The sequence below is a fragment of the Mycobacterium sp. genome (assembly GCF_032159775.1).
In the GTDB taxonomy this organism is placed as follows: domain Bacteria; phylum Actinomycetota; class Actinomycetes; order Mycobacteriales; family Mycobacteriaceae; genus Mycobacterium.
In genome coordinates this window covers 1-12,831 of the sequence record NZ_JAVHWK010000045.1, presented here as the reverse complement: position 1 = coordinate 12,831, position 12,831 = coordinate 1, and the positions used below count along the sequence as shown (strand labels likewise).

Below are 12,831 nucleotides of genomic sequence, written 5' to 3'. Positions count from 1 at the left end.
CGGGTCGATGACATCGTTCTCCCATGGCTCGAAGTTGTGTGGCTGTTACGGGTCACGGCAGGGCGCTGAGGACCCCGGCGGGGAGCAGACCGGCTGCCGCGGGAGCTGCAGCCGCAGGAGCCGCGGCGGCGGGTGCCGCGGCGAGCGGTGCGGCCGCGAGGGGTGCCGCCGCGAGGGGCGCAAGCGGTGCGGTGGCGGTCAGCGGTGCGGTGGCGAGCGGTGCGGTGGCCGCCGCGGGTGCTGCCGCTGCGGGGGCGGTTAGGCCCGGCAGCGAAAGTCCGGTCGGCAGCAGCTGGGCCAGGCCTCCCGTGTTGTTGAGCGGCGCCGGAAGCGCCGAGGTGAGCGACGAAAGTGCGTTGACCGGGGCGGCCGCCGGGCCGGCAACGGGTGCGGCGGCCGGGGTGGCGGCAGCCGGGGCGGTCGGCAGCGTGGGCACCTCGGGCAAGGTCAGCGACGCGGTGGCGCCGGGCGGAGGGGTCGCCGGCGCTGCGGCCGGGGCGGCCTTGCCGGACATGGCCGTCGCGAGGGTCTGCATCAGCATCGGCGCGGCGGAACCCACGGTCCCCAGCGAGCTGAGCAGCTGGGCGCCAGGGTCCACCGGGGCCGGCACCGGATCGGCGGCGGCGGTCGCGGTGAGCGCGAGCGCAGAGACCGCGCCAGCGGCGGCGATCATGGTTGAGGCGAGCAGTTTCCGGGTGCGGTTCATGGTTCTCCCAATCGTTGGACGGCGAAGGCCTGAAGCCGAAGCTAGTTTGTTACTGGTGTGACTCAAGTGACACGAGTGGCATTTATGCAACCGTTACTGAGACGAAGGCATACGGTTACCGGTCGCTAGAGTCGGTCGGATAGACGCCACTGCGACGACGGTCCCGCGGCTGCCAGCGCGATTGGCGGCCGCGGCGCCATGGCTGCTGTTGTTCAGCATCTCTGCGCGGCTCGCGTGGACATACCTGGCGCCCAACGGTGCGAATTTCGTCGACCTTCACGTATATGTCGGCGGCGCAGGCACTTTGGATCATCCGGGGACTCTCTACGACTACGTCTACGCCGACCAGACACCGGACTTCCCGCTGCCGTTCACCTACCCGCCGTTCGCGGCCGTCGTCTTCTATCCCCTGCACCTGTTGCCGTTCGGGTTGGTCGCGTTCGCGTGGCAGCTGGGCATTGTCGCAGCGCTCTACGGCGTGGTGCGGGTGAGCCAACGGTTGCTTGCGGTCGACGACGACTTCGCGAAGGGCAGGCGCGTCGCGATGGCGTGGACCGCCGTCGGCATCTGGCTCGAACCGCTGCGAAGCACCTTCGACTACGGGCAGGTCAATGTGCTGCTGGTGCTCGCCGTGCTGTACGCGGTCTACAGCACGCGATGGTGGCTGTCCGGATTGCTGGTCGGGCTCGCCGCGGGGGTGAAGCTGACGCCCGCTGTCGGTGGGCTCTACTTTGTGGGCGCACGCCGCTGGGCGACCGTGGGGTTTTCCGCGATCGTGTTCGTGGCGACGGTCGGAGTGTCCGCACTGGTGGTGGGCGACCAAACCCGTTACTACTTCACCGAACTGCTCGGTGACGCAGGCCGCGTCGGCCCGATCGGGACGTCGTTCAACCAGTCTTGGCGCGGGGGGATCTCACGAATTCTCGGCCATGACGCCGGCTACGGGCCGATCGTGGTGGTGGCGATCGTCCTTACGGCCGTGCTGGCGGTGCTGGCGTGGCGCGCGCTGGGCGGCGCCGAGGACCGGCTGGGCGGCATCGTCATCGTGCAGTTGTTTGGGCTGCTGCTGTCACCGATTTCATGGACGCATCACTGGGTTTGGGTGCTGCCGTTGATGATCTGGCTGCTGCACGGCCCGCTGCGAGACCGTCTTGGCGCGCGGATCCTCGGCTGGGGATGGCTGGCGCTGACGATCGTCGGCGTGCCGTGGCTATTGAGCTTCGCCCAACCGACCATCTGGGTGATCAGCCGTCCCTGGTATCTGGCCTGGGCAGGACTGATCTACATCGTGGCGACGTTGGTGACGCTGGCGTGGATCGCGTCTACTGGCCGACGATCCCGTCGATCTCCTTCGCCATCTCCACATCCTTGTCCGTGATGCCGCCCTCGGAATGCGTGACGAGCGCGAAAGTTACTGTCCGCCATCGGATATCGATGTCGGGATGGTGGTCCTTCTGCTCGGCCCGCTCGCCGACGCGGCGCACGGCGTCGATGCCGTCGAGAAACGCGGGGAACTTGATCGACCGCCGTAGTGCCCCGTCCTTGCGTTCCCAGTCGTTGAGGTCGGGCAGCGCGGCGTCTACTTGATCGTCGGATAACACAGCCATCTTTCGACGGTATACCGTCAGCCGCGATGCCAAACCAGATCGTCGTTGCGGGCGCGCTGATCGCGGGCGGCGCGCTGTTGGTGGCCCAGCGTGAACGTCCGCATGAGCTGGCCGGTCTGTGGGAACTGCCGGGCGGGAAACTCGCGCCGGGGGAGAGCGACGCCGACGGTCTGGCTCGTGAGCTCCACGAGGAACTTGGTGTCGAGGTGGCTGTCGGCGAGCAGTTGGGTGCCGACGTAGCGCTGAACCAGACGACGACGCTGCGTGCCTACCGCGTCACGCAGATCGAAGGCGTCCTGCGGGCGAACGATCACCGCGCGCTGCGGTGGGTGACGGCCGACGAACTCGAGAGCTTGCCTTGGGTGCCCGCCGACCGGGCGTGGCTCGGTGACCTGGCCCGCGCGCTCGACTCGCCTTAGCGCAGATCAAAGGTGCAACCGGTCACCCACCACACGGACCTCACTGACATTTCGAGGGTGGTGCATGGCGTACAGCGGGTGCGTGAGCACCGGGTGACGGCAGTGCGGGCAGGACTTCTGCGCGGTTTTCGCCGACGAGAACGCCAGGTGGTGACAGGCTTCGCACCGGACGATGAAGAATGCCCCGGCCCAATTCAGAAGTCCGAGATAAATAGCCGCCGTCGCCGCCGTCCCGATCACGACGATGAGAAGAACGGTCAGAACCTCGTAAACCGACATATTCGCCACCTTCACGCTCGGCTGCCGGACAACACCACGGTACGCCCGAAAAGGCCGACGAGCAGGACTTTCGCGCGTGCGCGAAGGCCTTCGTCGGCCGCATGACGACTGTCCCCGCAGTGACGGGTATCTCTCGTTTTCGTGATCGGCCTATAGCACTGGGATGATTCGGACGTGGATTTCCGGAATGTCGCCATCGTGGCACACGTCGACCATGGGAAAACGACCCTCGTCGACGCGATGCTGCGCCAGTCGGGAGCGCTGACGCATCGGGGTGATGATGCAATCGAGCGCCTGATGGACTCCGGTGATCTGGAGAAGGAAAAGGGCATCACGATCCTGGCGAAGAACACCGCCGTGCATCGCCGAAACCCCGACGGCAGCATGACCGTCATCAACGTCATCGACACCCCGGGTCACGCCGACTTCGGCGGCGAGGTGGAACGTGGGCTCTCCATGGTCGACGGCGTGCTGCTGCTGGTCGACGCGTCGGAGGGGCCGCTGCCGCAGACGCGATTCGTGCTGCGCAAGGCCCTGGCCGCGCACCTGCCGGTGATCCTGGTGGTCAACAAGACCGACCGGCCCGACGCTCGGATCGCCGAGGTCGTCTCGGAAAGCCACGACCTGCTGCTCGACGTAGCCTCCGACCTCGACGACGAGGCGCAGAAGGCCGCCGAGGACGCGCTTGGATTGCCGACGCTGTACGCATCGGGGCGTGCCGGGATCGCCAGCACCACCGAACCGGCCAACGGCGAGAATCCCGACGGGGAAAACCTCGATCCGCTGTTCGACGTGCTTCTCGAAAACATCCCGCCGCCGCAGGGGGATCCTGAGGCCCCGCTGCAGGCGCTGGTCACCAACCTCGACGCGTCGGCGTTCCTCGGCAGGCTCGCGCTGATTCGTATCTACAAGGGCCGAATCCGCAAGGGCCAGCAGGTGGCCTGGATGCGCGAGGTCGACGGTCATCCGGTCATTACTAACGCCAAGATCACCGAACTTCTGGTCACCGAGGGCGTCGACCGGACGTCGACGGACGAGGCGATCGCCGGGGACATCGTCGCCGTTGCGGGTCTGCCCGAGATCATGATCGGTGACACGCTCGCCGACCCGGAGCACGCGCATGCGTTGCCGCGGATCACCGTCGACGAGCCCGCCATCTCCGTGACGATCGGCACCAACACCTCGCCGCTTGCGGGCAAGGTGCCCGGGCACAAGCTGACCGCCAGGATGGTGAAGTCGCGGCTGGACTCGGAGCTCGTCGGGAATGTGTCGATCAAGGTCGTCGACATCAACCGGCCAGACGCGTGGGAGGTGCAGGGCCGAGGCGAGCTGGCGCTGGCCGTGCTCGTCGAGCAGATGCGTCGCGAGGGATTCGAGCTGACGGTCGGCAAGCCGCAGGTTGTCACGCGCACAATCGATGGAAAGCTGCACGAGCCGTTCGAAGCCATGACCATCGACTGTCCGGACGAATTCGTCGGCGCCATAACGCAATTGATGGCGGCGCGTAAGGGTCGGATGGAGGAAATGACCAATCACGCTGCGGGTTGGGTGCGAATGGATTTCATCGTGCCCAGCCGTGGCCTGATCGGCTTCCGCACCGACTTCCTGACGATCACCCGCGGAACCGGTATCGCAAATGCGGTGTTCGACGGCTACCGCCCCTGGGCCGGAGAGATTCGAGCCCGACACACGGGATCGCTGGTTTCGGACCGCACCGGCAAGATCACGCCGTTCGCGCTGACCCAGCTGTCGGATCGCGGTCAGTTCTTCGTCGAGCCAGGCCAGGACACCTATGAGGGTCAGGTCGTCGGCATCAACCCGCGCGCCGAGGATCTCGACATCAATGCGACCCGCGAGAAGAAGCTCACCAACATGCGCTCGTCGACGGCTGACGTTTTCGAGACGCTGGCGCGGCCGCTCGAACTTGGGCTCGAATTGGCGATGGAGTTCTGCGCGGAGGACGAGTGCGTGGAGGTCACCCCGGAGATCGTCCGGGTGCGCAAGCTCGTGCTCAACGCGACTCAGCGCGGCCGCGAAAAGGCCCGGGCGAAAGCGCGCGGTTAGTTCTGAAGACGAAAAAGCCGGCCACGCATCGCGTGGCCGGCCTTTCGTTTGGAACTGTTAGCTGTTGTCGGCGGCCGACTTTGTCTCCGTCGGCTTCTTCTCGACGGCGGACTTCAATTTCTCAACTCTGCGCTGGAAACGGTCTGCGGCCGCTTGGACCTCATTGTTGACCGCCTTCAACGCCGTGTTGACGGGCTTGGTGCTGCTCGAGTTCGCGCCAGTCACGGACTTTGTCGAGCCAGGCGTGAACCTGCCGAGATTCGAGTCGCCCGCCACCTTATTGGTGCTGACCAGCGGCGTCACGTCATGGCCATCGACCGGGTCAACACCCAGATTGCCCGCGACGAGGTTGCGGACGGCATCCCGAGGCGCGAGAAGGACATTGCCGCGCAGACGTGAGATCTCACTGCCGTTCATCAGTGCCGGATTTGTCTGCGGATCGCCCCCGATGGGCTGGGGCAGCACATCATCGGCGGCGAAGACGATCGGATCGGTGACGTAGTTCGGTGCATCGATGTAAGCCTGAAGCGCCAGGTAAAGGTTCGTATTGTCGCCTGTATTGAGGCTCTCCTGAAGGCCCTCTGCGACGGCCAGGAGTCCGAGAGGCGCGGTGACAGCGCTTTGAGCGGCGCGAACGCCGGACAGAGCGAAGCCAGCGCCCAGACGTGAGGCGGCGTAGACAGGGCTGACCTCGTTCCCGGCGGGCTGCGCGTTCAGCGGGCCGACTATCAGCGCGTCTCTGATGGCTTCGTTGATGTCGTCCCGTGCTGCGATGAGCTGATCGGCGCGGAACTGGGTGATCAAGCTCGTGCCCCGCTCTTCCTGCACATTGCCCGGGCTACCGCCGATCGGTGCGGGCAGCAGGTCATCGAATGCATAGAGCGCAGGATCAGCGGCCCACTGCGGCCCATCGACGAGCTCTTTGAGGACGGCCGCCGCGGGACCATTCTGGCCTTGCGCAAGTGCGATTGCAGCGGTGGCGAATCCAACGGGCGCGCCCACCAACCCGGTCACGGTTCGCTGTCCCGACAGCGCGAGGTTTTCGGCAGGAGTCCCCGTCAGGGCTGCCGCGAGCTGGACATCGGCCTCGGCACTTCTCAGGACTTCCGGCGCCTGCTGGGCGACCGGCATCGCGGCCATAACACCCGCTCCCACCAGTGCCATACCCGCCGTGATGCCCTTTTGGACACGAGTTGTCATGCATCCCCCTCAGATTTTCGTTGTGGATCTAACCCGACCCCTGCGCGAAAGCTTAGGGTGTGAATCGATTCAGAACAAGTTAGCTGAGCAAGTTCGAAAAACTTGCAGCTCGGACGGTGCGGCACAGGTTCGTTGACGCCTCAGGCCGCCTATCAGCACGGTTGGGAAGTCTAGTGCTCACCTGAGAAAATCGTGTTTCGTTTGATGAGTGTCGGCCAGAATCCCCGTTGAAAGCGATTCTTCAGTGCTCTAATCTCTTAAGAAAGGACTTCTTCCTCTTCGCTGGGACCGCCATACTCATGCGTATGGCCAGCTGGGGACCGGTTGGCTGAGTTTGTAAGCTGAGCCAGCAAACGATGTTTGCTCTGACGGCTGCGTAAGTTCGATAATCGCACCGCGGGTCGGGCTCTGAATCGGACTATTGGACGCCTGTCGATACCCTGATGGACGTGCCGACCGCCTGCTTCCGTGACTGGATCACGAGCAGCGCTCTCATCACCGCATCGGTGCTGCTCGTCGGCGGCTGTACGGTCAGCCCACCACCTGCCCCGCAGAGCACCGACACCACGGAAACCGCGGCGCCGCCACCGCCGAAGGCCACGCAGATCATCATGGCCATCGACACGATCGGGCCGGGCTTCAACTCTCATCTGCTGTCCGACCAGTCGCCGGTCAACGCTGCCATCAGCGCGCTGGTCCTGCCGAGTTCATTCCGGCCAGTCGCCGACCCTGCATCGCCCACGGGTTCGCGCTGGAAGTTGGACGACACGCTGTTGGTGTCTGCTGAGGTAACGAACAACAACCCATTCACCGTCACCTACAAGATCCGGCCGGAAGCGCAGTGGACGGACAACGCGCCCATTGCCGCCGACGACTACTGGTACCTCTGGCGTCAGATGGTCAGCCAACCTGGTGTCGTCGACCCGGCGGGCTACGACCTCGTCACCGGCGTCCAGTCCATCGACGGCGGGAAGACGGCGGTGGTGACGTTCTCTCAGCCGTACCCGGCATGGCGGGAAATGTTCAACGACATCCTGCCCGCGCACATCGTCAAGGACGTGCCGGGCGGCTTTGCGTCAGGTTTGGCACGGGCGCTGCCGGTCACCGGCGGCCAGTTCCGGGTGGAGAACATCGATCCGCAGCGCGAAGAAATCCTGTTGGCGCGCAATGACCGGTATTGGGCCGTACCGGCGAAGCCTGACCAGCTCCTGTTCCGGCGCGCGGGAGCTACTGCGGCGCTCGCGGATTCGATCCGTAATGGCGACACTCAGGTCGCGCAGGTGCACGGTGGTGCGGCGGCGTTCGCACAGCTGTCGGCGATTCCCGACGTGCGGACGTCGCGGATCGTCACCCCGCGTGTCATGCAGATGACATTGCGGGCTCAGCAGCCGAAACTCACGGATCCTCAAGTGCGCAAGGCCATTCTGGGTCTACTCGACGTCGACTTGCTGGCGTCTGTCGGCGCCGGCAGCGACAACACCGTGACCCTGGCACAGGCTCAAGTGCGTTCCCCGTCGGATCCCGGCTACACGCCGACGGCGCCGCCCGCATTGACGAAGGAAGTTGCCCTCAATTTATTGGGAGTTAGCGGATACCAGCTGGTACCGGTCGATAAGCCGCCGACGCCAACTCCGGGAACCCCAGTGCCAGATGACGATCGGGGGCGTATCACTAAAGATGGCGTGCCGTTGTCGTTGGTGATCGGCGTGGCAACCAACGACCCGACGTCGGTCGCAGTCGCCAACACCGCTGCGGACCAATTGCGCAATGTCGGTATCGAGGCCTCAGTTCTTGCGATGGATCCTGTTGCGCTGTACGGCGACGCTCTCGCACAGAACCGGGTTGATGCGGTCATCGGTTGGCATCAGGCAGGTGGTGACCTAGCCACCGCCTTGGCGTCCCGGTACGGCTGCCGAGCGCTGGAGGCTACAGCGGTGTCGACGACGACGGCGGGATCGCCTCCCACGTCCACGACCTCGTCGACCTCCGACTCTCCGAGTCCGACGCCGCCGGCCGGCACTACGACGGCGACCCCGACAACGCCGCGCCCGGCGCCCGAGTCTGACGAACTCATTCAGGCGCCTTCCAACCTCACGGGGATATGCGATCGAAGCATTCAGCCGAAAATCGATGCCGCGCTGCGGGGTACAGAGAACATCGGCGAGGTGATCGACGCGGTCGAGCCTCGGCTATGGAACATGTCGAGCGTGCTGCCGATTCTGCAAGACACGACGATTGTCGCGGCCGGTCCGCGGGTGCAGAACGTCAGCCTGTCGGGCGCGGTGCCGGTCGGAATCGTCGGCGATGCCGGCATCTGGTCCAAGAAGCCGCAATAGGCTTTGCATAGGGATCGGCCCCCTGCCAGGCGGGTAGGGGGCCGATCGCTTAGCAGTTGCTGCGTGGCGTTACTTGCTTCCGGTGCCACCGCCCGAGCCGTTGCTAACGGAACTCGAACTGCTCAATAGCCTGGGCATCAAATGCTGCTCTGCGACGTTCTAGGAGCCGCCTCAACCCGTGGGCGGCGACTGCCGCGACCAGGAATGGCGCGAGAAGCCACCACGGTGGTCTCGCCAGCTCCCACACAAAAATCGCGGCCCAGATCGGCGCGCGCTGCGTAATCGCGAGTACACCGGCCGCGCACGTCAGCGAGACCGCGGGCACGCTGACGTGATGTTCGGTCCAACTGTTGATCGCCAAGGCGACGACGGATCCCATCGCAGCGCCAGTCGCTAGTGCGGGGGTGAGCATGCCACCGACCGCCCCGGCACGTAGATACACGGCGGTGAGAAGTGGCTTGAGAAGAAGAATGACGAGAGCTGCGCTCAACGTCAGTCCGCTGTTGAGGCTTACCGCCAGGATGCTCTTGCCGTTCCCCGGCAGCTCCGCATACCGGATCGAACAGATGCCGATGAGCAGTCCCGCCGCGGCGATCGTTGGTATCAGAACCCATGACTTGATCACCTTGGCCGGCCGTGCTCGAGACATTATGTGGTTGAAGGCCAGGCCTATGCACAATGCCAGCGGCGCCAGTACGAGCGCGAAAGCCGCTAACAGATAAGACAGTTGGGGATCCGGCCAGTCCAGTGGCGTGGCCTCATGCGTGACCGGCGATGCTACGGCCACAGCGAGGCTCGATGTGATCAATGCTGTGCCGACCGCCCGCGGGTGCCAGGTTTTCAAGATGATGGCCGTGGCGAACAGGGCGCCGCCGATCGGCACGCTGTAAACCGCTGCCAAACCGGCACCGGCGCCGCAAGCAAGCAAAATCTCGCGGTCCCGCTCGGTGAGTGCCCACCGGGACGTGCCCAGATCGCCAAGGGCAGCGGCGAATTGACGGGGCGCGCCCTCGCGGCCAAGTGATGCGCCGGAGCCAACGATGAGCACCTGAAGCGCAGCGTCGATCGTCATCGTCAGGCGGGGAATACGCCTGTGGTTGAGGATCGTCTCGGTCAACGGCGGCACCTCGGTGCGCCGGCGAAGCATCCACCAGCCGAACCCGGCGAGCGCACCACCAACCATTGGACCGACGGCGCGTCGAACTGGGCTGCTCCCGGTGACGCCGGACAGCAGAGTTCCGAATGAGTAGTGGTACGTCAGGTGCTCAACGAAGCGCAGCAGCAGGGTTGTGCACAGACCGGCGACTCCGGCCAGAAGCCCGACGAGGACGATGCCGCAGCAGAACTCGAGCGCACGCCGATTCACTGACTGAATCTAAGCCATCCGCGGCTGAACTCGCCGATTTCTGCAAGAGGGCTGTCGTTTCGCGTCGGCGGCAGCCCTGCTGCAGAAATCGGCGACAACCAGAAGCCCACCCCAGTGACGAGGTGGGCTCTTGGTTATTTGGTGCAACTACTCTGGAGCGTCGTCCGTCGACTGAGCGCTAGTTCCCTCGTCGTTGTCATCTTGTTCGTGACTGCCACCGAGGACGCTATGAATCAGATCCCGCACAGGCGTGCCGATCCGGTGCTTGCCGGGGGCGTCGTTGTTGGAGTTGACCGAACTGACGTTGTCCTTCGTGTCCTTCTTGGCGCCGCCCAAGTTGCCGAGCGGGTTGAAGACGTCGACGTTGATCAGGTGCTGGTGCTTCTTCGGGGCGACCGCTGGGCTATCGGTATTGGTCTCGTCAAGGCCCGTTTCACCCTTTCCGCTTAGAGTGAGATTGCTTTGCTTGTTACTGATCTCGGGAGCATTCTGTTCGCCCGCCGGGGTCTTCAGAGTGCTGGTATTCAAACTAGCTGCCGAGGGCAGCGCACCAAAGACACGCTCCACCAATCCCTGCAGCACGGCGATGGTGCCAGGCGGGAGGAGCGTCGCGGTTGGCGCCGTGGGCGTGCCACCAATCCGAAGTCCGAGTCCCAGGAGCAACGGGTTATAGATGAATCCGGGGTTCTGGATGATTCCCGGCGCGAACACGGCGGTCACCGGTGCGTAAATCGGTAGATGCGTGATCGGATTGACGCCGATTGGAATGGCGGGCGGTAGGTAGCCGCCCAACACAGGCAGCAGGTTTGGCCCATAGCCACCGTTAACTACGCCGTCGATGACCGTTCCAGGCGCACCGATGAAGTTTGAGACTAGCTCTTCAAGACCGTCAGAGTTGACGATGTCTTGGAGCGCAGCTCCGACCGCGCCAGTGCCGCTGATCAACGGGCCGAAAAGCCCGACGGTTCCGAGCGCCAAGAAGGCCGCAGCCTGGGGCTCTGTAACACCTAGGATTGGCGCTACCAGGGGAGCTGCCAGCGTTACGACTGAGAGCGTTGCTTTGGTGAGCCCAAGTAGCAGAGAGTTGATCCCGTCTTCGACGGTTGAGTCAGGCGTGGGCGTCGCTAGGGCGCTTACGTTCTGTATGTTCATCGCCGCCGGGCTGAAAAGCCCGAAAAGTTGCTCAACCAATCCCTGCAAGGTGGGAATAGTGCCGGGCACTGTCCACGGAGGCAGAGCCAGAAGGATGTTTCCTGGATTAATCAGCCCGCCCGCGAAGGTAGGCGGGAACAACGGATTAATCAGGCTCGCTAGGTTGGGTCCAAAATTCCCGTTAACTAGGCCGTCAATAATTGTGCCCGGTGCGCCAACAAGGTTGACGAGGAGCTCTTCAATGCCGTCGGAGTCGACGATGTGCTGAAGGGCGGTGCCGATAGCCCCAGTGCCGCTGATCAGCGGACCAAGAAGCCCGATCGTGCCAATGGCTAGAAATGCCGCCGCAGCCGGTTCTGGAATCCCAAGAATTTGGGCGACTAGGGGCGTCGTGAGCTGCGCGACGGATACCCCGGCCTTGGTTGCGGCGAAAACAAGCTGGTTGACCGCATTCTGAATCTCGTTCGCGGTCAGCTCCACAGCCTGTTCGACCTGAGCCACCGGGTTGGCGATCTGCAGGTCGGCAGGCAGGACCGGCTGCATTGGAGCAGCAGCAATGACGGTTGCTCCAACGAGGGCAACACCGGTCGTGACGTACGGGCGTAGTGAGATTTGCATTCAGATCCTCCAAGACGTGGCTGTGATGTGCAGCACTCAGGAATCTATGCCACAAATTTCATCTAATTCTCAGGTTCTAGGTGACCGTCACCGCAGGTATTTGCGTTCGCAATAAGTTCACCTATGGGCGAAACTTAGCTGATCTTGAGCAAACGGATATATCAGTTCAGATCCAACAGGTCTGGCAAAAAAGACGTGTCGGCTTGGGGCGCTCATGCGCTGGACGGTCGACAAGCCGAGCCGGCTGGCCACGCGAATGTATTGGCCAGTTCTGCGAAAAATGCGCTCGCATACTACTTTCCGCAAGTATTTGAGCTGCTGGGATCTGGACCTGTGCGACTGCCCACCGCGAACAGTGCCGACAGAGTGTACTCCTCAAGGTGTCGGCGCTCTCGATACCAGCGAGCCACTTACGCATAGCAGCAAACGCCATTCGTCGTTTTCTAGGCCGAGTGAAATGTTAACTGACAGCGTAGTCAAATACGCTTGTCGCGTTGAGATTGGGTTACGTTCGCGACACGACCGCGCAACGTCGCAGCAACCTAAGTGAGGATCGTCAACTACAGGCGTTTGCCGCACCGCAAACGTGGATCGGCCCCGCTGTCGGCAGGTGTGGGCACCACCGACAGCGGGGCCGATAGTGAAGGCATCGACGGCTCCCCCTCCGTCCACCCGGACCCCTAATTCCGGGCTTCGCCTTCCACGTCCTGGCTGCGCCGGCGATCGTTCAGATCGTCGCCGCGCCCGCAAACTTTCTGCGGGCTGCTTCCTGTCAATCTATTACATGATTCTCAGGTAAATCTTGGTTTTCGTCAAGTTCATTGCGTTTGCAACTATGTGGCTTGAACAGGTTAATTAACCGCCGTCACAACGAGGCGCCCCCGCCGTTGAATCGGCGAAGCCTCGCTGAACCTGAGAAGGAACTGGTATGGTGTTCGGCTGTGAGCAACCGAAAAGGCGCCTCGTTAGGGTTGCAAAGTAGCTGACATACTCCAAACTCCTTCGAATTAGCTGCAGAGCTCAGCGGACCTGAAAAAACGTTCTTTGCACTCGATTCGTTTTGTGGATTGCGATGGTCTGAGCA

10 protein-coding genes are annotated in these 12,831 nt (G+C 63.5%); 4 read left to right on the top strand and 6 right to left on the bottom strand.

The features are described from left to right. Window positions 1-52: 52 nt before the first annotated feature. Window positions 53-706 (bottom strand): hypothetical protein, encoded by a 654-nt coding sequence (locus tag QOJ24_RS04725; RefSeq protein WP_526259602.1) that lies wholly within the window; start codon window positions 704-706, stop codon window positions 53-55. 109 nt (window positions 707-815) lie between these two features. Here QOJ24_RS04725 and QOJ24_RS04720 point away from each other — a divergent pair, with 109 nt between their 5' ends. Beyond that, window positions 816-2,084 carry a mannosyltransferase gene (locus QOJ24_RS04720; RefSeq protein WP_526259604.1) on the top strand — a complete coding sequence of 423 codons (1,269 nt, stop codon included), beginning with the start codon at window positions 816-818 and terminating at the stop codon, window positions 2,082-2,084. Here QOJ24_RS04720 and QOJ24_RS04715 read toward each other — a convergent pair. Further along, window positions 2,029-2,313, bottom strand: a complete 285-nt coding sequence (locus QOJ24_RS04715) for a 4a-hydroxytetrahydrobiopterin dehydratase (protein WP_526259600.1) — start codon at window positions 2,311-2,313, stop codon at window positions 2,029-2,031. The two genes, QOJ24_RS04720 and QOJ24_RS04715, sit on opposite strands and share 56 nt — an antisense overlap. Window positions 2,314-2,339: 26 nt before the next feature. Here QOJ24_RS04715 and QOJ24_RS04710 point away from each other — a divergent pair, with 26 nt between their 5' ends. After that, window positions 2,340-2,732 (top strand): (deoxy)nucleoside triphosphate pyrophosphohydrolase, encoded by a 393-nt coding sequence (locus tag QOJ24_RS04710; protein ID WP_526259598.1) that lies wholly within the window; start codon window positions 2,340-2,342, stop codon window positions 2,730-2,732. Window positions 2,733-2,738: 6 nt separating this feature from the next. Here QOJ24_RS04710 and QOJ24_RS04705 read toward each other — a convergent pair whose 3' ends face one another. Next, window positions 2,739-3,011, bottom strand: a complete 273-nt coding sequence (locus QOJ24_RS04705) for a hypothetical protein (protein ID WP_526259596.1) — start codon at window positions 3,009-3,011, stop codon at window positions 2,739-2,741. Window positions 3,012-3,185: 174 nt separating this feature from the next. Here QOJ24_RS04705 and typA point away from each other — a divergent pair, with 174 nt between their 5' ends. Beyond that, window positions 3,186-5,075 (top strand): translational GTPase TypA, encoded by a 1,890-nt coding sequence (typA, locus tag QOJ24_RS04700; RefSeq protein WP_526259594.1) that lies wholly within the window; start codon window positions 3,186-3,188, stop codon window positions 5,073-5,075. A gap of 57 nt (window positions 5,076-5,132) precedes the next feature. Here typA and QOJ24_RS04695 read toward each other — a convergent pair whose 3' ends face one another. After that, a complete protein-coding gene (locus QOJ24_RS04695) occupies window positions 5,133-6,275 on the bottom strand; it encodes a hypothetical protein (protein ID WP_526259592.1) in 1,143 nt (380 codons plus the stop codon). Window positions 6,276-6,718: 443 nt separating this feature from the next. Here QOJ24_RS04695 and QOJ24_RS04690 point away from each other — a divergent pair, with 443 nt between their 5' ends. Further along, window positions 6,719-8,611, top strand: a complete 1,893-nt coding sequence (locus tag QOJ24_RS04690) for an ABC transporter family substrate-binding protein (RefSeq protein WP_526259590.1) — start codon at window positions 6,719-6,721, stop codon at window positions 8,609-8,611. A 103-nt stretch (window positions 8,612-8,714) separates the two neighbouring features. Here the strand turns inward: QOJ24_RS04690 and QOJ24_RS04685 are convergent, their stop codons facing one another. Both QOJ24_RS04685 and QOJ24_RS04680 read right to left on the bottom strand, forming a co-directional pair. Then, entirely contained in the window at window positions 8,715-9,977 is a 1,263-nt protein-coding gene (locus QOJ24_RS04685; protein WP_526259588.1) for a chloride channel protein, read from the bottom strand. 147 nt (window positions 9,978-10,124) lie between these two features. Continuing rightward, complete coding sequence (locus QOJ24_RS04680) at window positions 10,125-11,747, bottom strand: hypothetical protein (protein ID WP_526259587.1); 1,623 nt, start codon at window positions 11,745-11,747, stop codon at window positions 10,125-10,127. Window positions 11,748-12,831 lie beyond the last annotated feature (1,084 nt).

What these genes read in the sequence shown, in the direction of transcription:
- QOJ24_RS04725 (WP_526259602.1), bottom strand. Translation starts at nt 706, where the DNA reads ATGAACCGCACCCGGAAACTGCTCGCCTCAACCATGATCGCCGCCGCT.
- QOJ24_RS04715 (WP_526259600.1), bottom strand. Translation starts at nt 2,313, where the DNA reads ATGGCTGTGTTATCCGACGATCAAGTAGACGCCGCGCTGCCCGACCTC.
- QOJ24_RS04710 (WP_526259598.1), top strand. Translation starts at nt 2,340, where the DNA reads ATGCCAAACCAGATCGTCGTTGCGGGCGCGCTGATCGCGGGCGGCGCG.
- QOJ24_RS04705 (WP_526259596.1), bottom strand. Translation starts at nt 3,011, where the DNA reads ATGTCGGTTTACGAGGTTCTGACCGTTCTTCTCATCGTCGTGATCGGG.
- QOJ24_RS04695 (WP_526259592.1), bottom strand. Translation starts at nt 6,275, where the DNA reads ATGACAACTCGTGTCCAAAAGGGCATCACGGCGGGTATGGCACTGGTG.
- QOJ24_RS04690 (WP_526259590.1), top strand. Translation starts at nt 6,719, where the DNA reads ATGGACGTGCCGACCGCCTGCTTCCGTGACTGGATCACGAGCAGCGCT.
- QOJ24_RS04680 (WP_526259587.1), bottom strand. Translation starts at nt 11,747, where the DNA reads ATGCAAATCTCACTACGCCCGTACGTCACGACCGGTGTTGCCCTCGTT.